The sequence below is a fragment of the Corynebacterium matruchotii genome (genome assembly GCF_011612265.2).
GTDB lineage: Bacteria > Actinomycetota > Actinomycetes > Mycobacteriales > Mycobacteriaceae > Corynebacterium > Corynebacterium matruchotii.
This window is the reverse complement of record NZ_CP050134.2, coordinates 1,474,822-1,500,219: the sequence shown is the minus strand read 5'-3', so window position 1 is coordinate 1,500,219 and position 25,398 is coordinate 1,474,822. Positions and strand designations below refer to the sequence as shown.

Genomic DNA, 25,398 nt, shown 5'->3' with positions numbered 1-25,398 from the left:
GGCTTTTCGACGCTTTTTCACTCTCAAAACACACGAACGGAGAAAACCCCATGATTATCGGCTGCCCCAAAGAAATCAAACCCAGCGAATCCCGCGTTGCCCTCACCCCCGCCGGCGTGCGGGAACTCTCCAAAAACGGCCACACCATCCTCGTGGAAACCGCCGCTGGTGCCGCCTCCGGGTTCACCGACACCGACTACAAAACTGCCGGCGCCACCACCATCCCCACCGCCGCCCAGGTGTGGGCCGACGCCGACCTCATCGTGAAGGTGAAAGAACCACAAGCCAGCGAATGGCCACACATGCGCGACGGCCAAGTGCTCTTCACCTACCTGCACCTTGCCGCCGACCCCGACGGCGCCCAAGCGCTCATGGACCGCGGCGTGACTGGCATTGCCTACGAAACCGTCACCAGCAACAACGGTCTGCCACTACTCGCCCCTATGAGCGAAATCGCCGGCCGCCTCGCCGTCCAAGTGGGTGCCTTCTACCTCATGAAACCCTTCGGCGGCTCCGGCATCCTCCTCGGCGGAGTCCCCGGCACCCCACCCGCCAATGTGGCCATCATCGGTGCCGGTATCGCCGGAGAAAACGCCGCCCGCATGGCACTCGGCATGGGCGCCAACGTCACCATTGTCGACATCAACATCAACCGGCTGCGCCAATTGGACTCCCAATACGGCCCCCACCTGAAAACCCTCATGTCCAACGAATATAACGTCGCCGACGTGGTAGTCGCCGCGGACCTGGTGGTCGGATCCGTCCTCATCCCCGGCGCAGCCACCCCCAAACTTGTCACCCGGCCCATGATCGCCGCCATGCGCAACGGCTCCGTGCTGGTCGATATTGCCATTGACCAGGGTGGCTGCTTCGAAGGCTCCCGCCCCACCACCCACGAAGACCCGGTCTTCGACCAAGACGGCAAGCAAATGTACTGCGTGGCCAACATGCCCGGCGCGGTGCCCCGCACCTCCACGGTAGCCCTGACCAACGCCACCCTGCCGTATCTGCTGCGGCTCGCCGACTTGGGGTGGCAGGAAGCGCTCACCCGCGACCCGCACCTAGCCCGGGGCCTGAACGTTCACGCCGGTTCGCTCACCCACCCCGAGGCCGCCGAAGCCCTGGGCCGAGATTATGTGCCGGTTGACACGATTCTCGCAGGCTAACCACGAGCCATCTCGACAGTCTTGGTGGCGCGTATGGCACACCACACACTCGCACCTCACCCAACCGGGTGGGGTGATATGGCATAAACCCACATGAAACCCACAGCGGTGGGGGAGCGGTTCGGGTTTAGCCCCAGGGATGACATCACTACGACCAGAGTTTCACACCATGGGGTGACGCTATTACGGCAATAACCAGCAATGATAGAAACCATGCAAGAACATGATTTCCACATCATCCGAACCCACGGGCTCACCAAAACATTCGGCGAGCACCGCGCCGTCAACAACGTTGATCTTCTCGTGCCCCAGGGCACCGTCTACGGGTTCCTCGGCCCCAATGGTTCCGGGAAATCCACCACCATGAAACTCCTCCTGGGGCTCATGAAACCCACCGCCGGTGAGGTATTCATCAACGGCCGGAAACTCACCAAAGCCAGCCGCCCCGAACTGCTGGGCCGGGTTGGCTCCATGATTGAGGCCCCACCAGGCTATGGGCATCTCACCGGGTGGGAAAACCTCCAAATCGTCCAATCCATGCTGGGGCTGGAGGAGCGACAAATCATCCAGGCACTCGACATTGTGCGCCTGACCAAAAACAAGGACAAGCTGGTCAAAAACTATTCCCTCGGCATGAAACAGCGCCTCGGCATCGCCATGGCCCTGGCCAGGGAACCCGAACTGCTCATCCTGGACGAGCCCACCAACGGGCTGGATCCTGCGGGCATTGAAGAAATCCGGTCGCTCATCATCCACCTCGCCCAGCAGGGCATCACCATCATGGTGTCCAGCCACCTGCTCGACGAAATCGACAAAATGGCCAGCGTGCTCGGCATTATCAATAACGGCACCCTCATTTTCCAGGGCAGCCGCGAAGAGCTGTCCGGCCAGTCCATCCCCGATTTCGTCATCGAATCCGACCAAGCTGGCCGGCTCCAAAACTTCCCGGGCGCCCGCATGCTTTCTCCCACCACCGTCAGCCTGTCCAACCTTAGCAAGGACGATGGTGCCCACCTGCTCGGCGAACTCCACGCCGTGGGCGCACGAGTGTTCGAAGCCTATCGGGCATCGCAATCCCTCGAAGACATCTTCATGAAACTCACCGCACAGGGGCAACTCCAATGATCGCCATCGAATTCCGCAAACTCCGCCACCTCAAAATCGCGCCCATGGTCCTGGGGATGCTCTTCCTGCTCTGCCTCTTCAACATCGGCAGCTTTGGCGCCAGCCGCATCAAAGACCTCGCCGCTGAACTCTCCGGCATCGGCATGATCCAGGCCTTCCTGGTGCCCATCCTCATTGCCACCATCACCACCAGGATCGTCGAAATCGAACATTCCGGGGGCGGATGGCGATCCTTCTCCCTCATCGGCGCCCCACCCGGCACCCTCTGCCGAACCAAGTTCGCCATCCTCACGATCATTCTCATCCCCTTCACCCTGGTGGAAATCCTCGTCCCACTCGCCTTCTACCTCAGTGCCGGCGGCACAAACTTCAAGGCCTCCGCCTGGGTCAGCTACATCCTGTGCGTCATCATCATGAACCTGCTCACCTGCATGGTCCACATCATCCTGGCGCACCGCTACGACAACCAACTCGTCAGCATCGGCGTGGGCACCCTCGGGGCGTTTATCGCAATGTTCTCCTTCCTGCTGCCCCGCTACATCACCCGGTTTATCCCCTGGGCATACTATTCGCTCATCCTACCCGCCACCGCCAGCAGCGAAACCCACAGCCTCGTCTACACCAACCCCGGAATCCTCACCTACCTGTGCTTTACCACCCTCACCATCCTCATCGCCGGGGGGTTCTACTACCACACCACGCAACTCAACAAAGGAGAAAGCTGACCTATCATGCTTCGCGCCGAACTACTCAAACTCCGCCGCTCCCACCTGTGGCTCATCGCCATCGTCCTCCCGCTTCTGGCAGTTATCACCGGCAGCATCAACTATTTCAGTAACCCAGGGGCCCTCACCCACGGCTGGGATTCCCTGTTCAGCCAGGTTCTCCTCTTCTACGGCATGTTCTACCTCAGCATTGGTGTCGCCGTTATTGTTGCCGCCGCCTGGCGCATGGAACACCAAGGCTCGAACTACACCATGCTCCGCACCAACACGCGCCGGGCAGTGAGCCTCATTGCGGCGAAAACCACGGCTGTGAGTATTCTGATCCTATTTATGCAGCTCATTCTCGTGGTCGGCACTTTCGTTGTTGGCGTCACTTTTGCCAGCCATAACGGTGCCCCGCCCTTGAAGTATCTGGTGTTGGTGCTCATCAGCATTGTTGCCGCCGTGCCGTTGGTGTTGCTGCAGTCCGTGCTGTCCATGTACCTGAAATCGTTCGCCGCCCCCATCGCCTGGTCGTTCCTCGGGCTCATTATCGGGATTGCGTTTAGTTTCGCCCCCGGCTGGATCCGGGATCTCGGCTGGTTGTTCCCCTATTCGTTGGTGAGCCGTAGCCTTTCGCTTATTTCCGTGGCCACCGGCACCACCGGCACCAGCATTGATATGGGGAGTGTGGTCACGATTTTCCTGTCCAGTGCCGTGCTTGCCGGTGTTTTCCTGATCGGGTTCGTCCGTATCTTCACTAACCGGGAATACTCATGATCGAGCGTCTCAACACCTGGGTGGGGCACCCGCTCCGACTTTTCATCATCGTCGCGCTGGGGGTGCTTTTTACCATCAGTTTCCTTGATCCCCATCCCACGGTTGGGGTGCCGCCGCTGACCTCCACCCAACACATCATCGGGTTTGTTGTTTACCTTACTGTGACGGTGGCGTTATGCATCCACCCGAAATATCCCGACGCTACCATGGGGGTGATTGCCTGCTCCTTTACCGCCCTCCTTGTTGCGCAGGTGGCCAGCGATTTCCCTCGGGTCGGTATTCCACTCCTTTACGTCATCTATCTCGCCAGCGCCAACTGTAATCCTAGGTGGCGGCCCCTGTGGCTGGTTTGGATTCTCGCCGGTATTGCTGCGGCCGAGATGATGAACGACAAGCTTCTTGACGCCGATGCCCAAAATTATGTGAGTGCCTGGCAGCTTCGTGTCACAGCCGTCGTAATAAGCTGGATCATTGTGGGGTTCTTCTGGCAGTTGGGTGGTGTGGCCCGGCGTCGGCAAGCGGAACACCAGGCTTTGCAGGACCGCGCCGAATTGGCAGCCATTGTGGAACGCACCCGCATCGCCCGCGAAATGCACGACATTGTGGCCCACAACCTGTCCGCCGTGATCGCCCTCGCCGACGGCGCCCGCTACACCAACCCCACCAACCCCGAAGTCGGCACCGAAGCGTTGGAGACCATAGCCGCAACGTCCCGCAGTGCGCTGAAACAAATGCGTGGTCTGCTCAGCGTGCTCCGCGATAATGAAGGCCGTGACGCCGACGCGGTCTTCAACATTGCGGCGATCCGCGGCCTGCTTTACGACGCCCGCCATGCCGGGCTGGATGTCCACACCAGTGGAATCGACACCCTGCCTGATGATCTGCCGCAGCTTATCCAAACCACCTTGTACCGCATCATCCAGGAATTACTCACCAATATGTTGAAGTATTCCCCTGGACAACGTGGCCAACTTACGGTAGAAACGACCGAGAAACATGTCACCATTACCGCAACAAACCGCCTTCCCGAACACCGGCCCGACCCCGGATATGGGATACAGGGCATGCGGGAGCGTGCTACCGCCCTGGGTGGGGCCACGCAGGTGAGAACCGATAACAACGAGTTTCTTGTGAAAGTAGAAATCCCACGATGATAACCATCGGCCTTGCTGACGACCAACCCCTTGTCCGAACCGGCTTTAGCCTGCTCATCAATTCCCAAGCTGACATGGAAGCGAGTTGGCAGGTTGCCGACGGCACCCAGGTTGCGCACCAAAAACCCGTCGACATTGTGCTCATGGATATCCAAATGCCCGAACTCAACGGTATTGAGGCCACGAAACAGCTCATCGCCGCCAACCCCGACACCAAGGTCATCATGCTCACCACCTTTGATGATGAAGAATTTGTCGCCGGCGCCATCGCCGCCGGAGCCAGCGGTTTCCTTCTCAAAGATGTCGAGCCGGAAGAGCTTTTCGACGCCATCCGCCTCGTCTATGACGGGCAGGCGGTGCTCGCGCCCACCGCCACCGCCCACGTGCTGGAATTACTCAAACACCCCAACCAGCCCGCCGCACCAACCCCTTCACCGGCCGTGGCCGAACTCACCCCTAGAGAAACCGTTATTCTCCGGCTCATCGCCTTGGGCCTGACTAACCAGGAAATCGCCGACCACGAATACGTATCCATGGCCACCGTCAAAACCCATGTGCGGCACATTCTCATGAAAACCAATTCCCGTGACCGGGTCCACGCAGTGCTTTTCGCCTACCGTACTGGGGTAGTAAGCACCGACGAACTACTCTCTGGTGGCCAAGTCTAAAAATCCCCACCCAAGCGGTATAGTTTGTGGGTATGACAACCGCTTTTGACGAATTGATGGACTACGACGACGTCTTAGAACAATACGAACCAGTAATGGGCATGGAAGTCCATGTGGAACTCGCCACCGAAACGAAAATGTTCTCCACCTCCTCCGCCCGCTTTGGTGCGGAACCCAACTCCCATGTAGACCCCGTCTCCCTAGGACTGCCCGGGGCGCTCCCAGTCGTCAATGCCAAAGGCGTGGAGTGGGCCATTAAGATCGGCCTGGCCTTAAACTGCAGCATCGCCGAATCATCCCGATTTGCCCGCAAAAACTATTTCTACCCCGACCAGCCCAAAAACTACCAAATCTCCCAATACAACGAGCCCATAGCCTACGACGGCTACCTTGACGTTATTCTCGACGATGGTACCGAATGGCGCGTCGAAATCGAGCGCGCCCACATGGAGGAAGACACCGGCAAGCTCACCCACATTGGTGGCACCGACGGCCGCATCCACGGCGCCACCTCCTCCCTCGTTGACTGCAACCGGGCCGGTGTTCCCCTCATCGAGATCGTCACGAAACCCATCATTGGCGCCGGCCGCCGCGCCCCCGAGGTTGCCCGCGCCTACGTTGCCGCCCTCCGCGACCTGGTCAAGGCCCTCGGGGTTTCCGACGCCCGCATGGACCAGGGATCCATGCGTGTCGACTCCAACGTGTCCCTCAAACCCATTGGTGCCACCGAGTTCGGCACCCGCACCGAAACGAAAAATATTAACTCCCTGCGCTCCGTCTACCAGGCGGTCCGCTACGAAATGCAGCGGCAAGCCCAGGTCCTCGCCGACGGCGGCACCATTATCCAGGAAACCCGCCACTATCAGGAGACCGACGGGACCACCACCAAGGGCCGGCCCAAGGAAACCGCCGAGGACTACCGCTACTTCAATGACCCCGACCTGCCCCCAGTCATCGCCCCGAGGGAATGGGTGGAAGAAATCCGGGCCACCCTACCGGAACTGCCCTGGGTGCGGAAGGCCCGCATCCAGCAAGAATGGGGCATCTCCGACGCTGAAATGCGGGACATTGTCAACGCCGGTGCCCTCGAACCCATCATCGCCACCGTTGCGGCGGGCACCACCTCCGGCGAGGCCCGCTCCTGGTGGGTTTCCTACCTGGCGCAAAAAGCCAACCAGCAAGGCATAGAGCTCGACCAATTGCCCATCACCCCCACCCAGGTCGCCCACGTGGTGGAGCTCATCAAGGCGGGGAAGCTCACCAATAAGCTCGCCCGCCAGGCGGTTGATGGGGTGCTTGCCGGCGAAGGCGACGTCGACGAGGTTGTTGCCGCCCGCGGTCTGGAGGTCGTCCGCGACGACGGGGCCATCGAAGCCGCCGTCGATGAGGCCATTGCCGCCAACCCCGACATTGTGGCCAAATACCGGGCCGGCAACACCAAGGTGGCCGGCGCTATCGTTGGCCAGGTCATGAAGGCCACCCGCGGCAAGGCCGACCCCGGGCAGGTGAATAAGCTCATCGCCGCGAAACTCGCCGAATAACCCCCGCGAGAGCCGCAAACCCAAAAGGCCGCAGGTCGGCAACCCCCACTTCCGCCGATCTGCGGCCTATTGTTATTTCCTCCACCTGGTCTTCCTAGTGCATTATCAGCCGAATGCACATCACCACCATGATGCACCCAATCACACCATTGATGACCCGCCACGCCTGCGGCCGGCTCAGCACCCGGGAAAACCGCGTCGAGAAAAACCCCAACAATGGAAACCACACTGCCGACGCCATCAGCGCGCCCGCCGCAAACACCCACCGGCCGGATTCCCCATGTTGGTTAGCGATCCCACCCAACATGACGAGCGTATCAATATAGGCGCTCGGGTTGAGCCAGGTAAACGCCAACGCCGCCAATGCGGGTTTCACCCACGGCCGAGCCGGGTGAGCCTGCCGGGTTGGGGCAGTGGTGGTGATGGGCCGGGTCTTGGTTTGCACCTGGCCACCATTCCCACTGGTCGAATCCACGTTCGAAATATGTGCCACCGTGGGGGCGTCGTCAAGCGAAGTACCATTATCGGTGGCGGAACTGTCCAACGCCCGCGGCTTTACCATGTCCTTAAAACACGAAACCGCGAACCAAGCTAGGTAGGCGGCACCAAACCACTTCAACGCCACCAGGGCAAGAGGGGCTTTTTCAATAATCACGCCCACGCCGGCAGTGCCACCAAAGATCAAGAAAATATCGCTCAGCATGCAAATAGCAAGCACGACAATCAAACCCTCACGCTTGACGCCCTGACGGATCACCAGGGCGTTTTGCGGGCCGATGGCAACAATGAGAGAAAGACCCAAGAGGAAACCAGCAACAGCAATGCTCATAGGTCTTAGTGTTACCGAAACACCCACTTAAGTAAAATTACTTTTTATTAACTTGCGTAAGAACCGCTTTATAATGCTGGTCATGAACCCCATTCACCTCCAAACCCTGCTTACCATTGTGGACGAAGGCAGCTTCGAAGACGCCGCCTACATCCTCGGAATCTCCCCATCAGCCGTGAGCCAACGCATCAAAACCCTGGAAAAAACCGTCGGCCGCCTCCTGCTGCGCCGCGGCACCCCCGTCAGCGCCACCGAAGCCGGCGAAGTCCTCATGCAAGCCGCCCGCCGCATGGCACTACTCCAAGCCGAAACCATGGCCAACCTCAAAGAACGCATCGCCACCATCCCACTATCAGTCGCCATCAACGCCGACTCGCTCGCCACCTGGTTCCCGCCCGTGCTCGCCAGGGTAGCCAGCTGGGATGCCGTCACCCTCACCCTCCGCATCGAAGACGAATCCCACTCACTCAACCTCCTGCGCCGCGGCGACGTGCTCGGCGCAGTCACCCGCGACCCCCACCCCGCCCCCGGCTGCGACGCCATCGAACTCGGAACCATGCGCTACGTATCCGTCGCCAACCCCTGGCTACTCGACAAATACACCACCGACGGGCAAGTCGACTGGGAAGCCATGCCAGCACTCCGCTTCGGCCCCCGCGACGGCCTCCAAGACGAAGGCCTCAAAACCCACGTCCAAAAAACCCGCCACGAACCCGATAACGCGCAACCAATCATGCGTCGAATATCACAAATCCCCTCGGCCGAAGCCTTCACAGAAGCAACCCGAGTAGGACTCGGCTGGTCACTACTACCACTACAACACGCACAACCACTCCTCATGAGCGGCGACGTGGTCCGACTCGACGACACCATCCTTGACGTGCCCCTCTATTGGCACAGGTGGCGGCTCGAATCACCAGCATTGGAAAAACTCACCACCGCCGTACAAACTGCTGCGCAAACACTACAGCAGTAATCGCTAATGTTGCCTCAATGTCGTGATAATCTAGCGCCGATGACCAGAACAAAATTAGTAACCACATGCGCAACCACCCTCTTCGTAGCCCTATCGCTTGTAGCCTGCGACCAAGGTAGTGGCAGCTCCTTCGCCCGCAAATCAACCACCACAAGCAGCCAACAACCGCCTGTCGACGACGGGACCAGCAGCAACGGGGAAGAAAACGAACTCCCCGACGATGCTGACACCAGTGATACCGGCGACGCTGGTGACGCCACCGGCCAGCCGGCACCGGCGCTCTCTGCGGTCGACATCAATGCCGCCCGCACCGCCCTCGGCAGCCTCCCCACCCGCGGTTTTAGCCCCAACGTCCCCAAATACGATCGGAACGAATTCGGCAAACCCTGGAGCGACGATGTCACCGTGGACGGTGGCCATAACGGCTGCGACACCCGCAACGACATTCTGGCCCGCGACCTCACCGACGTGGAATTCAAACCCGCCAAACGCAACTGCATCGTGACCAAGGGGAAACTCAACGACCCCTACACCAACACCACCATTGACTTCAAACGCGGAAGAAAATCCAGTGACCTGATTCCCATTGACCACGTGGTGGCCCTAGGCGACGCTTGGTATTCGGGCGCCTACCAGTGGGATGCGGACCGCCGACGCAACTTCGCCAACGATCCGATCAACCTTCAGGCCACCAACCGGGAATCCAACACCCAAAAATCCGCCAAAAACGCCGCCGAGTGGCTCCCACCAAACACCGCCTACCAGTGCGAATACGTGGGCCGGCAAATCACCATCAAATCCACCTATGGGCTCAGCGTCACCCCGGCGGAGAAAAACGCAATGGAGAAAGTACTCGCCACCTGCTCCTAAACCTGCCCAAGCATGACCGGTTGCCGCGCTCTTCAAACGCCCTGGAGCGCGGCAACCAGGACTTGTACCGGTCGATACTTGGTGCGGCCGGCATGGCAACCAGGCGAGGCGGCCGGAGACGGCAGCCAACCACCTGCCGCCATACCGCAAGCAGGCTATGGGATCGCGGCAGCCCCGCGTCGGGTGAGCTGCGGCCCAAACGCCGCCACGTACATCGGCCCGAGGTCTGCCTACACACCAACACCTCGGCACATGCCGGTAGCAGGCGACCAAATTTTCGGCGATCCGGCGGCCCGACAGTGGCCCGGGGCCTGCCCATGCATTCCCTGCATGCTATGAAACGTCGGCCATCATCACTGGCTTTTCCTTAACGCGCTCTTATCCAATGATGGGGGAGGAGGGGTAGCAGATAAAACATGCCAAATGGGAAAATCTTTCGAACAAACATTCACCAATGATGGTTGCGTGTCCGCCGCAACAAATTCCCCCATCCCAGGCATATCCCCACCGCATACCCCCAATAATAGGTTCGAAAATAATTTCTGGCACAGAAATCCCACCCGGTACGGTGTGGCCGGTTTGGGATGCCCGTATAGTTATCGAATACCCTTGATAAGTATGAGCGACAACACTAACAATTCTCATCAACACGACCCCTTCGCTAACCAATTTCCCACATTCGGCGGGCAACGAAAACCCGCCACCCCAGCATCTGACGTCTACAACCGGGCCGGCCGGGTCGTGCCAGAAGAAATCACCCCCAATAAACCTAGGAAAACCGATAACGACACCACCGTGATGGCCGCATCACAACAAGACCTATCCGCGAACGTATTCGGAAACCCTTCCGGCGATGGGTCGAAAACCCCCCAATATTTCCCGCCCACACCTAGGCCAACACAACAGCAGCAGTCGACGGCGGATGACTACGCCGACTCCTCATATTTTGCCACCGCCGAACTCACCCGCGACGACAGCTACGCGCCAGGCGGCCCCAATAGCCCAGGGGGTACCCCCGATCCGGTGGACGACTATGAGGATTACGACGATTATGAGGAGTCCTATCCTGCCACATCCGAAAACGAGGCGATTCCCACGCCGGGTGCCTCGCCGGTGGTGGCGGCGCCCGCCATGGCCAGGGACCGGCAAATCGTCAACGAGGAATTCCTCAACGCACGATCCCAGGACGAGCCCAAAGAAAAACGCGGCACCCTGGACTTCGGGTTGCTGCTGGTGCGGGCGATTATCTCCACCTACCTCATCATTGTGTCGGTGAGCACGTTCTTCCAGATTGGTGCGAACCCCGGCCTCACCGGCCTGCAACACGACTTCGCCACCTACACGTTCGGCTCCGCCTTGTCGATCATTATCCCCACCCTGCAGCTGGCTGCCGGGGTTTTCCTCCTGTGCGGCCTGCTCAGCCCGGTGGCCACCGCATTGGTAATTACCGTGTGCGGTTTCAGCACCCTGCACGCCATTGATAAACAACCCAACTTCAGCGTGCTCAGCCCTAACGACTCGGTGTGGTTGAGCGTGCTGCTCACCGCGCTTGCGTTCGCCATGGTGTTCACCGGCCCGGGCACCATATCATTCGACCGCAGCCGGGGCTGGTCCCGTCGGCCGTTGGCATCCTCCTGGATTTTCGCCGCCGTCGGACTGGTTGGCGCCGCAGCCCTGTGGTGGTTTGGTGCGGGTGCGAACCCCTTTAACTAGGCTTGCCGACGCCCTCTGGTGGGGGCTTATCACCAGTCGTCATCATCGTAGGGCGGACGAGGGTCATCCGGGGAACGCTCGGCAAAGAAAATATCGAGGAGCTCTTTGCCGTTAGCGGGCTGGGTGCCAGTATCGTCATCAACCCATAAATCTTTGGCGGGTTCAATGGTCCAGGCAATGTCTTCCCAGGAATACCCGCGGTGGTAGGCCTGGTACGCCATATCAATAGCATCTATCCGATCGTCACCATCTTCGTGGAATTTACGCATGGCAGGAAGCGGATTTTCCACCGGAATATTATCGACAAGCTCCCAATCATCAGGGGTAATATGCTCATTTATGATGTAGTCGCACAGGGAAGTTTCGTCGATATAGGGCAGTAATTCCGGCGGGGTCATGATGATATCAGCCACCGCGCACCGGCCAGTGTCAAACCCGCGGGCTTTTAATGCCTTTGTGCCACAAACATAGGGGGTTGGATGTCGGTGCTCCGGCGGGATGGTGGGGAATGCGACCAACCAATTCAGGTAAATACTATCGGCTATGTGGCCACCGACAAGTTTGGTGCAGTACGCGTATTGCATGTACTTAGTAGAAGCACATGGTATTTCGTTGGAGCGACCATGGTGAAAGTACCATTGCATTCCCGGCGGGCTGCAGATGAAACCGGTGCGGATAGCATCGGAAAACTCTCGATCGGATAGCTGGGATGAAAGAAGAAACCCGCGCTGTTTCGCCGCTAATTCCTGGTAATCCATACCACCATCATGCCCGTGGTGAGCGGGGGTGCGCTTTTTGATGCTTATCGACGTATTCCGTCACCATTTTTATGGCGTTGTCTCATTCTTCTTGAGTGGTCTAGTTACCAGGTCGGGGCGGGAGCCCTTGAATGTTGATGTCTTTCGTTGTCCAGGAATGCACGTGTTCTACCACGGTATATAGATCTTGAGCATCTGCTAATTCTGACCATGCGACTGATAAATCCTGATCGAGTTGTGTGAATAATTCTTCCCAATGTTTACCGATGGTTGTTTTCTCTAAAAATTAGGATTTCATTGCCCAGGGAAAGCCGCAGTAATTGGGAACATAGTTGAGGAAGGTTAGGGAGCATGGCTGAGTACACAACCTGGTGCTGTAGTAACGGTCATCGTGCGTGGATGTGGCGGAAAAATAGATTTCGAAGAGGAGATCATTGTTCTTTATCACGAAGCCACGATCCATACGCGAACCAGTGCCGGCGCTAGCCAATAATCCCGCCAGTGGTCACGTCGACAAGCTTAGCGAGCAGGGGAAACCTGGTCGGGCCGGGTTAAATCCATGATCCGCGGCATGGCCACGCACAGCATGATGGTGAGCATCAGGCACCAGAAGAAATAATCGTCCATAAAAATCTTCATAAACAGGTGCTGCTGAAAATCCTGGTCCCCGGTGGGATCCCCCAGCCACCATTGCGGCGGCACCGTCAGCGTGAAGAAGCTAAGAATCGCGGCGGTCACCAGGCCGTCACGGCTGCGCAGCCGCCAACTGTAATGCCACAACACGATCAGCCACAGTGGTAACCACACCCAGTGGTGATTCCACGAAATCGGGGAAATCAACAGCATCAACGCCGAATTGGCGAACGCCGCAAGGAGGAACAGATCCCGGTTCAGCAGGGCTTTAATAATGAAATAGAACGCGGTGATGGTGACGGCGACCAGGACCAACCAAATAATATTAATGAGGCTGCTGGCGGCATTCGCGGCATCGTTCGACGGCCACAACCGGGTGATAACCCCCTTGATGGACTGGTTGGAAATATAGGCGATATTCACCCCAATCTTGGAGTTATCGTTCATGATGAAAATCGCCCGGGTGTAAAAATCCACCGTCTCCCGGGTGTTATATAATGCCGCAACCCCGGTGGCCCCCAGGAACCCCACGATCGCTGAGGTGATCGCCCGCCAATCCTTCTTTATCAGGAACACAAACAGCATCACCACTGGTGTGAGCTTAATGGCGGCCGCCACCCCGATCAGCCACCCCTGGGGGATGCGCCGGCGCCGGGGAACCAGGTCCAAAAACACCAGCACCAGCAGCCACATATTGATCTGCCCGAAAGACGCATTGGCCCGCACCGGCTCCGACAACAGTATGAGCCCCCACGCCCAACTGGTGAGCAGCAACGCTAACCCGGTGTCACGTAGTAAATTCTGGGCCAAAAACCATATGCACGCCAGCATGAAGAGTGCGGAAATAGCCACCATGGCATAACCCGCCCCCACATCCGTCAAGAGGGTGAACGGGGCGAGCAGCAGGGCCGCAAACGGCGGGTAAATAAACGGCAGTTTGAGGCCGAACACTTCGAACGGTTCCCCGTAAAGACTCCCGCCATCCACATAGGCTTGGGCGCCCGCCCGGTACACCATCATGTCGATCCGGTCGGTGGTGCTGAGCACCTGCACCACCATGACCATGATTGATGCCAGGAAACCGCAGATGGTGAGACTCCGCACCACGATTTTTGTCGAAAATGCGGATTCAATGGCTTCGAGCAGCAGGGTTAATGTTTTATTGGCAGTCACTGGTCGCTGACGATCCTTGGTTGAGAGGCGGTATGCTTGCACGGCAAGTGTAACGCACGCCCCGAAACACCGACACACCGACCAATAGCTGGCCCATCACCACCCGTCGGCCAGCAAGTTGTGGCGAGCGTGGCTCTAAGGGCCTACCCGGTGCCCATTACCTGCCTGTGCGGGCCATAGGCCATGGCGTTTTCGGGCCAGGAACGGTGGCGGTTGGTTAATCGACCAGCCGCACCGCGCCCTTATCGGCGCTGGTTGCCATTTTCGCATAGGCCCGCAGCGCTTTCGACACCTGCCGGTCCCGGCTGCGTGGTGTCCACGGCTTTTCCCGGGACAGCATTTCCTGCCGCCGCTGCTCGATCACATCATCGGGCACATTGAGCGTGAGCAGCCGGTTCTTCACCGAAATTGTGATCGAATCGCCGTTCTCAATCAAGCCAATCAACCCGCCGTGGGCGGCCTCGGGAGACATATGGCCGATAGACAGCCCGGACGTGCCCCCAGAAAACCGGCCATCGGTGATGAGCGCGCACTTTTTGCCCAGGCCAGCCCCCTTTAAGAACGATGTGGGGTGCAGCATTTCCTGCATTCCCGGACCCCCGGCCGGCCCCTCATAGCGGATGACCACCACCTCACCTGGCTGCACCTCATGCTTGAGGATCGTGGACACCGCCTCCTCTTGGGATTCGCACACCCGTGCGGGCCCGGTGAATTCCCATAATTCCTCATCCACGCCGGCGGTTTTCAGCACAGACCCGTCGGGGGAGAGGTTGCCGCGCAAAATAACCAACCCGCCGTTTTCGGAATAGGCGTGCTCCATGTCGTGGATACACCCATTGACCACATCCAGGTCCAGAGATTCCCACCTGGTGGACTGGCTGAACGGCTCCGTGGTACGCACCCCACCAGGCGCGGCGTGGAACAGCTCGATCGCCTGGTCAATGGTTTTTCCGCTGCGAATATCCCAGTCGTTGAGCCACCCATCCACCGTATCGTAGGCGATGGTGTGCACGTCTTCGTTGAGCAGGCCGGCCCGCCGCAGCTCCCCAAGAATGGCGGGGATACCGCCGGCCCGGTGCACGTCTTCAATGTGGTAGGTGCCATTGGGGGCGACCTTCGAAATGCAGGGGATGCGGTGAGAAAGCTCATCAATGTCGGCGAGAGTGAAATCAATATCACCCTCCTGCGCGGCGGCCAAGGTGTGGAGCACCGTATTCGTGGAGCCGCCCATGGCCATGTCGAGGGCCATAGCGTTACAAAACGCATCCTTCGTGGCGATGCTGCGGGGGAGGACGGATTCGTCTTCCTCACCGTAGTAGCGGCGACACAAATCCACAATCATTTCGCCGGCCTGTTCGAACAACTGGCGGCGGGCGGTGTGGGTAGCCAGGGTAGTACCGTTCCCCGGAAGTGAAAGCCCCAATGCCTCCGTCAGGCAGTTCATCGAGTTCGCGGTAAACATGCCGGAGCAGGAACCGCAGGTGGGGCAGGCAGACGCCTCAATAGCATGCAAATCCTGGTCGGAAACATCTTCCGAGGCAGAGGCAGTAATCGCCGTGATAAGGTCCGTTGGGGTGTGGGCTATGCCATCAACGGCCACGACCTTCCCGGCCTCCATAGGCCCACCAGACACAAACACGGCGGGAATATTCAGGCGGAGGGCAGCATTAAGCATGCCGGGGGTGATTTTATCGCAGTTAGAGATGCACACCATGGCGTCGGCGGTGTGGGCATTGCACATATATTCGACCGAATCGGCAATGATCTCCCGGGACGGGAGGGAATACAGCATGCCACCGTGGCCCATGGCAATACCATCGTCGACCGCAATGGTATTGAATTCTTTCGGCACCCCACCAGCGGCCCGGACAGCGTCAGCCACAATGTCGCCAACGTTTTTCAAATGCACGTGGCCGGGCACGAATTGGGTGTACGAGTTCACAATGGCGACAATGGGCTTGCCGAATTCGTGTTCTTGAGTGCCGGTGGCGCGCCAAAGAGCGCGGGCCCCGGACGCATTACGGCCAACAGTGGTCACGCGGGATCGAAGCGGAAACATAAACTAGTCTTCTTACAATCGTATGTGGGTGCGGCGGGTATGGGTGTCCCCGCACGTATTAAGTCAGAGTGTGTTCTTAGCCTATACCGCGTCGTGGCATGCTGTTAATCCGAGTCGGTTTTCGCCTGCTTATCGACGTCCTCTGCCGCCAACCGCTCGTATTCCTGCTTATCGACGAGCACCTGCCGGCCATCCTTATGCACAATCACCACCTTGTCGTCCGCAGCCTGCCTGCCCTGGGTGAGAGCATCGGGAATCCGGCCGGCAGAGGTCGCCTCCAGCTGGGGGAGAGAATTAAACGTCACCCCAGGCAGCGTGATTTTCTTCCCCTCCTTGGTTTGCAGGAATGCCTGGGACCGACCAAACCCAATGCCGGCAATATCCGCCCAATCGGTGGTGGTGGGCTGAGCAAATGCGGGATGGGCGGTGATCCCAGTGTCGTCAACAATAGTGTGGGCACGCACTACCCACATAATGAACACAACAGGCAGAAGCGGCAACCAAAACAGGTAGAGAAGATCACTGCCAATGATAAACAGCGACAGGAGAATCATGATGATGGCCGCCAAAAGATGGGTGCGTTCGGGCCGGAACACGTGATGCTGTTGCTCTGCCATGGGCACCCATAGTAGTTGATGGGCGGCAAAAAGCCCCAGTTCTCGATATTGAACTGGGGCTATCCGATTATCCGGGTGCGGCTAGCGTCGGGGATTATTGGGTACCGGCGCCGCCTGCGGTGCCGCCACCGGTACCACCTGTGCCGCCGCCGGTCTCACCACCAGTGCCGCCAGTGGTGCCACCGCCGGTACCACCTGTGCCGCCGCCGGTCTCACCACCAGTGCCGCCAGTGGTGCCACCGGTATTACCACCGGTACCACCGGATGTCCCGCCTGCGGTACCGCCGCCAGTGCCACCACTATTGGTGCCACCGGATGTGCCACCCGAAGTACCCCCGGCAGTACCGCCGCCAGCGTTACCGCCGGTGCCGCCACTCGTGCCCCCCGAAGTACCACCAGCGGTACCATTCGTGCCACCTGACGGCTCCTGGCCGCTGTAATCATCATTCGAGTTAGCGCCCCCCGCCCCACGGGATGATGAACCCTGCGTCGGAGCGACCTCCGAACCACGCGGGTGTCCGGACGAGTCGGTGCTCTGCGACTGTTCGTCACTAGGATTCGTTGACTCCGAATTCGTCCCGGTAGTCGGCGCATTCGTATTCGTCGACTGGGACACCCCATAACCATTACCAGGGGCGTTCACGCTCTGCGTGGCCTTGGGGGCCAAAATACCGGCATTACCCTCTGCACCATTGGCGGGGGTGAAAGTAAGACCCTTCAACACCAACAACACAAGGGCGGCAACCAACAGCATGGTGGTGGAAACCCGCACCCGGCCACCAATCGTCAAAAGCTTCTCCCAGCCCTTGAGCTTGCGCTCCTCCTTGGGCTTCTCTTCTTCCTTTGAGGTCTTCTTCTTATCATGGTCAGGGATTGCTGGATCATTAGTGGTGAGCAGGCCCCGCTCGGTTTGCGACTCCACTTTCTCGGGAGGCACCACGTCGTCAGGCGACAACACCCCCTCGGGCGCATGCCGCAGCCGCACCTCCCGCAGCTGTTCGGTCGTCAATGACCTAAACTTATGATCCTGATCCACCGCCTTCGCCGCGTCGCTAGCCGACGTGCTGGCAAACATGGTGGTCTTCGGGGAAGCCTGGTCCGCGCCCACGCTACCTTTGGCGTTGGCATCATTCAGCGAATACTTACCATCCAGCGACGACGTCGACCGGTACTCATTCCAAAACTCGCTTACCAAACTCATGCGGATCGCCCGCTCCACCAACCACTGGCTACCCGGCTTCACCTGCGCCAAGAACCGCACACCAACCGTCCACGGCATACCCACAGTGGTTGGCTCGGTCACATTCACCGCGGGGTGCACGGTCAATGCCCCCCACACCACCTCGTCTATCTTCGGTTCCGTCAACGCAGCCTCCGCAGCCTTCGTCGCCCGCTCAACAGCTTCATCAACCGTCGACGACTCCAACAACGGGATCTGCATGGTCACCACCGCGGACGACCAGTGATTGGAATTATTGATCGACACGCCAGCCTTGGAATTCGGGATAATCACCGTCTGTTCGGCCAAGGTCCTAATCCTCGTGGACCGCATCGTAATCTGAATGACGGTGCCCTCAATATCCGTGGCACCACCCTCAAACCGCACCCAGTCGCCCACGCCATATTGCTTCTCGCTCAACACGAAAAACCCGGCAATAAAGTCCGCAATAATCGACTGAGCGCCAAAACCAAGAGCGGCCGACGCCGCGGTCGCCGGGATGGTCGCGCCCGCCAGTGAAAAGCCCAACGCGCTCAACGCAAATACGAAAACCAGGAAATACGCAGCTATCTGCGCTAAATACACCAACACACCGGCTAACGCCAGTTGAGTTTTCGTATCATCCTCATCAGGCGCCACGATTTTATTGGTAATCAAATACATCGCCAATCGCCCGGCGCGAGGAATCAGCAATGCAATAATGAGCCACAGCCCAAGAGTAAGACCCGGATCAACAATCCAAGCCCAAAACAAAGATGCAATGGTAGATAGGGGCATAATGTTCGAGCATAGCGAAGACCTGAAGAAGGGATACAAGTGTTCGACCACGCCTACCCCACAGCTGAACTGCTACATTACGGTGAGGTTAAGAGGAGACTGAATTTTCTAGCATACGGGGGTGGATTTGCGATGAACCACCCCTAGGAGGGTAGTATGTGATCCCATGAACATTATTCAGCTTGTACTCGTGGTAATTGTCGCGGCGCCTGCCGTGTCAACTGCCTAGTGCAAGTTGATTTGTCAAGCGCCCTCGGTTCACGCCACAAGTGTTGAAGCGAGGGTTTTTGCATAGGATTTCTACCAAGTCATATCTCACCCACGATGTGGAGTCGGCAGAAACCTTTAAAAACCCAGTGATTTTACTCAAGGAGTCTGAAGTCGTGGCAGCTTCCTCACACCCCACCCCGGCAACGGTCGCCCACCGAAGCCAAAAACCGCAGGACACCACCAAACCCCAAGCCGAACGCATCAGCGGTGCCGAAGCGATCGTCCGGTCACTTGAAAACCTTGGCACCGACCTCGTCTTCGGCCTGCCCGGTGGCGCCGTCCTTCCGCTCTACGAAGCGCTCTACTCGTCCACTAAACTACGGCATATTCTCGTCCGGCACGAACAAGGTGCCGGCCACGCCGCAACCGGCTACGCGCAAGTCTCCGGCAAAGTCGGGGTATGCATCGCCACCTCCGGGCCCGGCGCCACCAACCTAGTCACCCCCATCGCCGACGCCTACCTGGATTCCGTGCCGCTCGTCGCCATCACCGGCCAGGTGCCCCGCCCCATTCTCGGCACCGACGCCTTCCAAGAAGCCGACATCCGCGGCATCACCATGCCGGTCACGAAACACAACTTCATCATCACCGACGCCGCCCAAATCCCGCAGGTCATCGCCGAAGCCTTCCACCTGGCAGCCACCGGCCGCCCCGGCCCAGTCCTCGTTGATATCCCCAAAGACATCCAAAACACCGAACTCGACTTCGTCTGGCCACCCCAACTCGAACTGCCCGGCTACCGGCCTGTCACCACCCCACACAGCCGACCCATCGAACAAGCCATTAAACTCATCGGCGAGGCCAAACGCCCAGTTCTCTACATCGGCGGCGGCGTCATTAAAGCCAACGCGGCCCCCCAACTGTTAGAATTCGCTAACCACACCGGCATCCCGGTGGTCACCACTCTCATGGCATTAGGGTCCTTCCCCGACGACCACCCGCTGCACCTGGGCATGCCTGGCATGCACGGCACGGTCGCCGCCGTGGGTGGCATGCAGGGATCCGACCTGCTCATTACCATCGGCGCTCGCTTTGACGACCGGGTCACCGGCCAAACCGAAACCTTCGCCCCCGACGCCCAAGTCATCCACGCTGACATTGATCCCGCCGAAATCGGCAAAATCCGGCCCGTCGACGTCCCCATCGTCGGCGACGCCGCAGAAGTGCTCGCCGCACTGCTCGCCGAATTCAAACGCCAACTCCCCGACGGGATCGACATCGGCGACTGGTCCCGCCACGTCCAGGGACTGAAAGAGAAATTCCCCCGCGGCTATGTGCGCACCCACGACGGCCTGCTAGAACCCCAACACGTCATCGAAACTCTCTCTCGCATCGCCGGCCCCGAAGCCGTCTACGTTGCCGGCGTGGGCCAACACCAAATGTGGGCAGCCCAATTCATCGACTTCAAAAACCCCCGCACCTGGCTGAACTCCGGTGGTTCCGGCACCATGGGCTACGCCATCCCCGCAGCCCTTGGTGCGAAAGCAGCCGCCCCCGAGAAAGAAATCTGGGTTGTTGACGGCGACGGCTGTTTCCAAATGACAAACCAGGAACTCACCACCGCCGCCGTTGAAGGATTCCCCATTAAAGTCGCCCTCATTAACAACGGTAACCTTGGCATGGTTCGCCAGTGGCAAACCCTGTTCTACGATGAGCACTACTCCCACACGAAACTGCGGGAACAACACGAATACATGCCCGACTTCGTCAAACTTGCCGAAGCCCAAGGCTGCGTGGCGTTCCGCGTGACCAAAGACGAAGAGATCGAACCCACGATCCGTAAGGCCCAAGAAATCACCGACCGCCCCGTGGTCATCGACTTCATCGTGGGCCAAGACGCCCAAGTGTGGCCCATGGTTGCCGCCGGCCACTCCAATTCGGATATCGAATACGCGCGCGGCCTGCGCCCCTTCTTCGATGCCGACCCAAGCGTTATCGAAAAACAATTCGAGGAATAAGGAGTCGAGATAATGCCTAATAATCCTAATAACACCGTGGTATCCCGCCATGTTTTAAGCGTGCTAGTGGAAGACTTAGACGGCATCATTTCCCGCGTGTCGGCCATGTTTACGCGCCGGGGGTTTTCGTTGGTGTCGTTGGTTTCCGGCAAGACCGAGCATCCGAAGATCAACCGGATTACGGTGGTGGTGGATGCCGATGAGGTCAATATTGAGCAGATCACTAAGCAGCTAAATAAGCTGGTTCCGGTGCTGAAAGTGGTGCGGCTGGAAGAAGGCACCATGGTAGCTCGGGCGTTGATGATGGTGAAGGTGGCTGCGGATGCCAATAATCGGCCGCAGGTGGTTGATGCCGCCAATATTTTCCGGGCCCGGGTGGTGGATGTGGCACCGGATTCGGTGGTTATTGAAGCAACCGGTACGCAGGGGAAACTGCGGGCATTGTTGGAGGTGTTGGAGCCGTTTGGGATCCGTGAGTTGATTTCTTCCGGCCAGATTGCGCTCAACCGGGGCCCGAAGACGATGGCACCAAGCGTACGTTAGAGTGTGGTGGTGCGGCGACTGTCGCGGTCGTCGCACCCACACCATATGCCGACATATCCCACAAAGTGAGACTGGCCCCGTGGTTTCATCTCATTCTGTGATATAACGTTAGGTAGTCAGTTTTTCAACGAAAGGTATATTGTTACTTATGGCTATTGAAGTGCTTTACGACGCCGATGCCGATCTGTCGCTCATCCAGGGACGTAAGGTTGCGGTGTTGGGCTATGGCTCCCAGGGGCATGCTCACGCCCAGAACCTGCGGGATTCTGGCGTGGAGGTTGTGGTTGGCCTGCGTGAGGGCTCCAAGTCCGCCGAAAAAGCCAAAGAGGCCGGTTTCAAGGTGCTGTCCAATGCGGACGCCACCGCCTGGGCCGATGTCATCATGGTGTTGATCCCGGACACCTCCCAAGCCAAGGTGTACAAGGAAGAGATCGAGCCGAACCTGTCTGACGGCAATGCTTTGTTGTTCGGCCACGGCCTCAACATTCACTTCCACCTGATTGAGCCGGCCGCCAATATCACCGTGGGCATGGTTGCCCCCAAGGGGCCAGGCCACCTGGTGCGTCGTCAATTCGTGGATGGCAAGGGTGTTCCCTGCCTCATCGCCGTGGAGCAGGACCCCAAGGGTGAGGGCAAGGCCCTGTGCCTGTCGTACGCTGCCGCTATCGGTGGCGCCCGCGCCGGTGTGATTCCTACCACTTTCGAAGCGGAGACTGTGACCGACTTGTTCGGCGAGCAGGCTGTGCTGTGTGGTGGCATTGAGGAACTCATCAAGGTCGGTTTCGAAGTGTTGACCGAAGCCGGCTATGAGCCAGAGATGGCCTACTTCGAATGCCTGCACGAAATGAAACTCATTGTCGACCTCATGTTCGAAGGTGGTATTTCTAACATGAACTATTCGATCTCTGACACTGCCGAGTTCGGCGGCTACCTGTCCGGCCCTCGCCTGATTGATGAGAGTGCTAAGCAGCGCATGCGGGACATTCTGTCCGACATTCAGGACGGCACCTTCACCAAGCGGCTGCTCGCCAACATTGAGGGCGGCAACAAGGAGCTGGAGGAGTTGCGCGCCAAGAACGCCAATCACCCGATCGAGAAGGTTGGCGACAAGCTGCGTGACCTCATGAGCTGGGTGAAGAACCCACTGGACGAGACCGCGTAGCATCGTCACAACGTATTGCGGTGTACCCACCTGCCTGGCAACTTGCCGGCAGGTGGGTTTCCACATCATTGGGGTGGGGGAGCGGCACCGGATTGCTCGGACCGGTCATCGCAGTACAGTTGATGCATGGGTCAAACTCCATCGGCACAGTACTATCACCAGTTAATCCAGTTACGCGCAACCTTGGGGGAGGAGCACCCCGATACGTTAGCCGCCTGGCGGGACTACACCACCGCGCTTATGGACGAGGGGGATGATAAGACAGCCCAACCCGAGTTGCGGCGGCTTGTGGCGGCCTGCGAACAGACGTTTGGTCCAGAGCATCCCACAACCAGAAGTAACCGTGCCGACTGGGCGCTGTGTTTGAAAGAAACCAATTTACATCTCCAGGCATTGGAACAATACCTGCTGGTCGCGGATTATGACGATGGCTACGATGTGCGGTTTGCCGCGGTCGGGTGTTTCATTCGGTTGGGCTGTTTTGAAGAGGCCACTTACCTGCTGCATGCGGTGGTGCGCGGCTATGCAAAAACCCTGGGTGGCAGGCACGACCTGACCCGATTAGCCCGGGGTACCTTGGTTTTCCTCCTGGCCGGGGTGCATCAGAAAGAAGCGTTGGTGGAGTATGGCCGCCTGTGGGGCGTCGACAAGCGGTCAATGCACCGGCCGCTGGGAATCCTGGCAGATACCCGAGTGCTTTTGGATGATATTACCGCCAACCAACCGAAATATATTAGGGAAACCTTTAACCCGGTGGCTACGTTACCAGTGCGGAACCCGGAGTTTTTTCGCTTTGCCGAGCGGCTGAAACATCGTGAAGATTTCTACCCTAACCTACTGCAAAGGCTGGATCCCACGCTCAAGGCGCCTACGGATCCAAGCGATGTGCCACAGCGGCGGGCGTATTGCGCGGGGCTGACGCGTATTGGCCGAATTGACGAGGCCGTAGACGAATACGTGAAACTTATTGATTTTGTGGCGGGGAAATATGGGACGCAATCTGATTTATTTCGCTCCATTGTTTTGGAGCTGGATTGGTATCAGCTGCACAAGTCTGACCGGCATGCCCTTGCCATGGAACACGTCAATGAGCTTCGCCAGCTTTCGAAAGAGCAGATTGCTGCGGGAAATAACCAATTGGGGCAAGCGCGGAGAACCGGGAATTGGCTGAAAACAATGGCGCAAGTGCGAAAACAGTGGGGTACGTGTCGAGAGTTGGGGACCAGTATTCCAAAGATCTTGGATGATTGGTGGAAATACATTCAGCGCACAGTGATAGGGAAGAAGAGCGATCCGGCTATCACAAGTCGGCATGTGTGTCAGTGTCTCACCCAGTGGCTTCGATTTTACGGATGTATGGGTCCTCGAAGCCGTAATAAGTGCTACCGCTATCTTGATTATGTTGTACGCCATGGATGTATTGAGGAAGCGGCGGCGTTATTGGGGCCTGCGCTGCGGCTTTTTGATGGTGTGATGAATAAACCTGATGAGTTACTTTTGTGTCGGTCGCGGTATCTGTGGCAGTTACGGAACCAAGGGTGGTTGGATCTGGCGGAGTGGGAATATTCTGCGTTTTTTGAGGAGTATGTGGAGAGCGGTATTGACGTCAATGGCATCCCATACACTGGCTACTGTTATTGTGACGATCATGACTTAGAAGTACTCCTGGTGAACATTCATGATGGTTATATGAAAGTGCTTTGTGACCTGGGTAAGCGGGAGAAGGCATACGATGAATTGCAGCGAATGTGGAATTATACCGATGATACATGGGATCAACGCAGCTATTGCGCAGAAGCGTTCTTAGCGCGGGTTGTGTACGTAAGATACTTAATCCTGCTAGGGCATCCTGCCGAGGCGTGGCGCCAGATTATTCCCCTGATCGCCGATTATGAAGTTTTCCATTTGAATGATCTCACAACCCGGTGGTTTCGCCGATGGTCTGAAGGGGAGTACCATGCTCCGTCCAAGAAGCCTGATGGGTATAAGCTCTTTGCTAGAGGGTATGGGCAGCTGATCGATGTGATGGCTGATGAGTGGGGGAACGATGATTTTATTGTGATGTGTGCTCGCTATAATTATGCCTGCTACCTGCAAGATATTGGGCTCAAGGATTCGGTGGCGCTTGGGCAGCTACGCGATGCGGCACGGGCGAGTGAAAAACTTTGTGGTGTGGACGCCCCATTAACCCTGCAAATCCAACGGCGCCATGCGGAGATGTTAGTGTTAGCCGGCCGCAAGAGACAGGGGTTGGTATTAGCTGCGGAGTTGGCGACCACCTGTGAGCATCGGTGGGGGCTCAGGCATCCAATGACTGCGCTTCAATGGGCTTCTTATGTGTGTTGCCTGCATTGGGCGGGTGAATATCAACAGGTTGTGGCCGAAGCCCCGTGGGTGATAACGCTGTGTGCTTATGAATTTGGGTGTGTGCATCTAATAATGATGAAGCTATTTCATGCCGCGGCGGTCGCCCACGACAGTGCAGGGCATTATGAAAAGGCTTGCGAATATTGGAAAATTCTGCGTGATTCGATCACATCCCCCTATGACACAAGTTGGTTGCGTTCGTGGGTAGAAAACCGGCATGCGGAATGTGAGCAGCGATGGCATGGTGAGGAAGGCTCCGCTTGACGACGCCGAAACGTCCCTCGGCGACAGTGGGGGAACTATCAATAGTGATAAACCACATAGTAGTGATACCTA

21 protein-coding genes are annotated in these 25,398 nt (G+C 58.2%); 15 read left to right on the top strand and 6 right to left on the bottom strand.

From position 1 onward, the window contains the following. Positions 1-50 precede the first annotated feature (50 nt). The 7 genes from ald to gatB all read left to right on the top strand — a co-directional run bounded on the left by ald (position 51) and on the right by gatB (position 7,138). Positions 51-1,166 carry an alanine dehydrogenase gene (gene ald, locus HBA49_RS06800; RefSeq protein ID WP_005527098.1) on the top strand — a complete coding sequence of 372 codons (1,116 nt, stop codon included), beginning with the start codon at positions 51-53 and terminating at the stop codon, positions 1,164-1,166. Positions 1,167-1,379: 213 nt separating this feature from the next. Further along, on the top strand, positions 1,380-2,291 hold the full coding sequence (locus HBA49_RS06795; RefSeq protein ID WP_005527539.1) for an ABC transporter ATP-binding protein: 912 nt from the start codon (positions 1,380-1,382) through the stop codon (positions 2,289-2,291). Beyond that, positions 2,288-3,016: an ABC transporter permease gene (locus tag HBA49_RS06790; protein WP_005526948.1), complete on the top strand. Its 729-nt coding sequence runs from the start codon at positions 2,288-2,290 to the stop codon at positions 3,014-3,016. The genes HBA49_RS06795 and HBA49_RS06790 overlap by 4 nt, the downstream gene beginning before the upstream one ends. Before the next feature lie 6 nt (positions 3,017-3,022). Then, entirely contained in the window at positions 3,023-3,775 is a 753-nt protein-coding gene (locus HBA49_RS06785) for an ABC transporter permease (protein WP_005527203.1), read from the top strand. Continuing rightward, positions 3,772-4,929 (top strand): sensor histidine kinase, encoded by a 1,158-nt coding sequence (locus HBA49_RS06780; RefSeq protein ID WP_005527369.1) that lies wholly within the window; start codon positions 3,772-3,774, stop codon positions 4,927-4,929. The genes HBA49_RS06785 and HBA49_RS06780 overlap by 4 nt, the downstream gene beginning before the upstream one ends. After that, positions 4,926-5,597 carry a response regulator gene (locus tag HBA49_RS06775; protein WP_005523109.1) on the top strand — a complete coding sequence of 224 codons (672 nt, stop codon included), beginning with the start codon at positions 4,926-4,928 and terminating at the stop codon, positions 5,595-5,597. Before HBA49_RS06780 ends, HBA49_RS06775 begins: the two co-directional genes overlap by 4 nt. A 32-nt stretch (positions 5,598-5,629) precedes the next feature. After that, positions 5,630-7,138 carry an Asp-tRNA(Asn)/Glu-tRNA(Gln) amidotransferase subunit GatB gene (gatB, locus tag HBA49_RS06770; protein ID WP_005527068.1) on the top strand — a complete coding sequence of 503 codons (1,509 nt, stop codon included), beginning with the start codon at positions 5,630-5,632 and terminating at the stop codon, positions 7,136-7,138. Between the two features lie 94 nt (positions 7,139-7,232). On the opposite strand, the gene HBA49_RS06765 is transcribed toward gatB, so the two are convergent. After that, entirely contained in the window at positions 7,233-7,967 is a 735-nt protein-coding gene (locus HBA49_RS06765; RefSeq protein ID WP_005527183.1) for a LysE/ArgO family amino acid transporter, read from the bottom strand. A gap of 82 nt (positions 7,968-8,049) precedes the next feature. Between HBA49_RS06765 and HBA49_RS06760 the strand changes: the two genes are divergently transcribed. The 4 genes from HBA49_RS06760 to HBA49_RS06745 all read left to right on the top strand — a co-directional run bounded on the left by HBA49_RS06760 (position 8,050) and on the right by HBA49_RS06745 (position 11,526). After that, positions 8,050-8,943, top strand: a complete 894-nt coding sequence (locus HBA49_RS06760) for a LysR family transcriptional regulator ArgP (protein ID WP_040432317.1) — start codon at positions 8,050-8,052, stop codon at positions 8,941-8,943. Positions 8,944-8,982: 39 nt separating this feature from the next. Next, positions 8,983-9,813: an HNH endonuclease family protein gene (locus tag HBA49_RS06755; protein ID WP_005527345.1), complete on the top strand. Its 831-nt coding sequence runs from the start codon at positions 8,983-8,985 to the stop codon at positions 9,811-9,813. A gap of 20 nt (positions 9,814-9,833) precedes the next feature. Then, entirely contained in the window at positions 9,834-10,184 is a 351-nt protein-coding gene (locus tag HBA49_RS06750; protein WP_146743674.1) for a hypothetical protein, read from the top strand. A 247-nt stretch (positions 10,185-10,431) separates the two neighbouring features. Continuing rightward, positions 10,432-11,526: a DoxX family protein gene (locus tag HBA49_RS06745; protein WP_040432229.1), complete on the top strand. Its 1,095-nt coding sequence runs from the start codon at positions 10,432-10,434 to the stop codon at positions 11,524-11,526. A 29-nt stretch (positions 11,527-11,555) separates the two neighbouring features. On the opposite strand, the gene HBA49_RS06740 is transcribed toward HBA49_RS06745, so the two are convergent. The 5 genes from HBA49_RS06740 to HBA49_RS06720 form a co-directional block, all read right to left on the bottom strand. Further along, a complete protein-coding gene (locus HBA49_RS06740; protein WP_225866134.1) occupies positions 11,556-12,110 on the bottom strand; it encodes a hypothetical protein in 555 nt (184 codons plus the stop codon). A gap of 693 nt (positions 12,111-12,803) precedes the next feature. Beyond that, positions 12,804-14,090 (bottom strand): glycosyltransferase 87 family protein, encoded by a 1,287-nt coding sequence (locus tag HBA49_RS06735; protein ID WP_005527279.1) that lies wholly within the window; start codon positions 14,088-14,090, stop codon positions 12,804-12,806. A 217-nt stretch (positions 14,091-14,307) separates the two neighbouring features. After that, positions 14,308-16,149, bottom strand: coding sequence for a dihydroxy-acid dehydratase (ilvD, locus tag HBA49_RS06730; RefSeq protein ID WP_005523080.1), 1,842 nt, complete (start codon positions 16,147-16,149; stop codon positions 14,308-14,310). Positions 16,150-16,253: 104 nt separating this feature from the next. After that, a complete protein-coding gene (locus tag HBA49_RS06725; RefSeq protein ID WP_005526982.1) occupies positions 16,254-16,766 on the bottom strand; it encodes a PH domain-containing protein in 513 nt (170 codons plus the stop codon). Positions 16,767-16,860: 94 nt separating this feature from the next. After that, positions 16,861-18,762: a mechanosensitive ion channel family protein gene (locus HBA49_RS06720; RefSeq protein WP_005527158.1), complete on the bottom strand. Its 1,902-nt coding sequence runs from the start codon at positions 18,760-18,762 to the stop codon at positions 16,861-16,863. A gap of 383 nt (positions 18,763-19,145) precedes the next feature. Here HBA49_RS06720 and HBA49_RS06715 point away from each other — a divergent pair, with 383 nt between their 5' ends. From HBA49_RS06715 to HBA49_RS06700, 4 genes are all read left to right on the top strand, one after another. Continuing rightward, positions 19,146-20,990 carry an acetolactate synthase large subunit gene (locus HBA49_RS06715; protein WP_225866133.1) on the top strand — a complete coding sequence of 615 codons (1,845 nt, stop codon included), beginning with the start codon at positions 19,146-19,148 and terminating at the stop codon, positions 20,988-20,990. Positions 20,991-21,002: 12 nt separating this feature from the next. Then, a complete protein-coding gene (gene ilvN, locus HBA49_RS06710) occupies positions 21,003-21,533 on the top strand; it encodes an acetolactate synthase small subunit (RefSeq protein WP_005523067.1) in 531 nt (176 codons plus the stop codon). A 148-nt stretch (positions 21,534-21,681) separates the two neighbouring features. Beyond that, the gene (gene ilvC, locus HBA49_RS06705; RefSeq protein ID WP_005523066.1) at positions 21,682-22,695 is read left to right on the top strand and encodes a ketol-acid reductoisomerase; all 1,014 of its coding nucleotides are present in this window, start codon (positions 21,682-21,684) and stop codon (positions 22,693-22,695) included. A 126-nt stretch (positions 22,696-22,821) separates the two neighbouring features. Continuing rightward, positions 22,822-25,326 (top strand): tetratricopeptide repeat protein, encoded by a 2,505-nt coding sequence (locus HBA49_RS06700; protein WP_005527518.1) that lies wholly within the window; start codon positions 22,822-22,824, stop codon positions 25,324-25,326. The last annotated feature ends 72 nt before the right edge of the window (positions 25,327-25,398 follow it).

Excerpts from the sequence above, each read along its gene's own strand:
- HBA49_RS06740 (WP_225866134.1), bottom strand. The coding sequence starts at position 12,110 with ATGCAATACGCGTACTGCACCAAACTTGTCGGTGGCCACATAGCCGAT.
- gatB (WP_005527068.1), top strand. The coding sequence starts at position 5,630 with ATGACAACCGCTTTTGACGAATTGATGGACTACGACGACGTCTTAGAA.
- HBA49_RS06755 (WP_005527345.1), top strand. The coding sequence starts at position 8,983 with ATGACCAGAACAAAATTAGTAACCACATGCGCAACCACCCTCTTCGTA.
- HBA49_RS06720 (WP_005527158.1), bottom strand. The coding sequence starts at position 18,762 with ATGCCCCTATCTACCATTGCATCTTTGTTTTGGGCTTGGATTGTTGAT.
- HBA49_RS06725 (WP_005526982.1), bottom strand. The coding sequence starts at position 16,766 with ATGGCAGAGCAACAGCATCACGTGTTCCGGCCCGAACGCACCCATCTT.
- HBA49_RS06790 (WP_005526948.1), top strand. The coding sequence starts at position 2,288 with ATGATCGCCATCGAATTCCGCAAACTCCGCCACCTCAAAATCGCGCCC.
- HBA49_RS06785 (WP_005527203.1), top strand. The coding sequence starts at position 3,023 with ATGCTTCGCGCCGAACTACTCAAACTCCGCCGCTCCCACCTGTGGCTC.
- HBA49_RS06780 (WP_005527369.1), top strand. The coding sequence starts at position 3,772 with ATGATCGAGCGTCTCAACACCTGGGTGGGGCACCCGCTCCGACTTTTC.
- ilvC (WP_005523066.1), top strand. The coding sequence starts at position 21,682 with ATGGCTATTGAAGTGCTTTACGACGCCGATGCCGATCTGTCGCTCATC.
- HBA49_RS06745 (WP_040432229.1), top strand. The coding sequence starts at position 10,432 with ATGAGCGACAACACTAACAATTCTCATCAACACGACCCCTTCGCTAAC.
- HBA49_RS06795 (WP_005527539.1), top strand. The coding sequence starts at position 1,380 with ATGCAAGAACATGATTTCCACATCATCCGAACCCACGGGCTCACCAAA.
- ald (WP_005527098.1), top strand. The coding sequence starts at position 51 with ATGATTATCGGCTGCCCCAAAGAAATCAAACCCAGCGAATCCCGCGTT.
- HBA49_RS06760 (WP_040432317.1), top strand. The coding sequence starts at position 8,050 with ATGAACCCCATTCACCTCCAAACCCTGCTTACCATTGTGGACGAAGGC.
- HBA49_RS06700 (WP_005527518.1), top strand. The coding sequence starts at position 22,822 with ATGGGTCAAACTCCATCGGCACAGTACTATCACCAGTTAATCCAGTTA.
- ilvN (WP_005523067.1), top strand. The coding sequence starts at position 21,003 with ATGCCTAATAATCCTAATAACACCGTGGTATCCCGCCATGTTTTAAGC.
- HBA49_RS06775 (WP_005523109.1), top strand. The coding sequence starts at position 4,926 with ATGATAACCATCGGCCTTGCTGACGACCAACCCCTTGTCCGAACCGGC.
- ilvD (WP_005523080.1), bottom strand. The coding sequence starts at position 16,149 with ATGTTTCCGCTTCGATCCCGCGTGACCACTGTTGGCCGTAATGCGTCC.
- HBA49_RS06765 (WP_005527183.1), bottom strand. The coding sequence starts at position 7,967 with ATGAGCATTGCTGTTGCTGGTTTCCTCTTGGGTCTTTCTCTCATTGTT.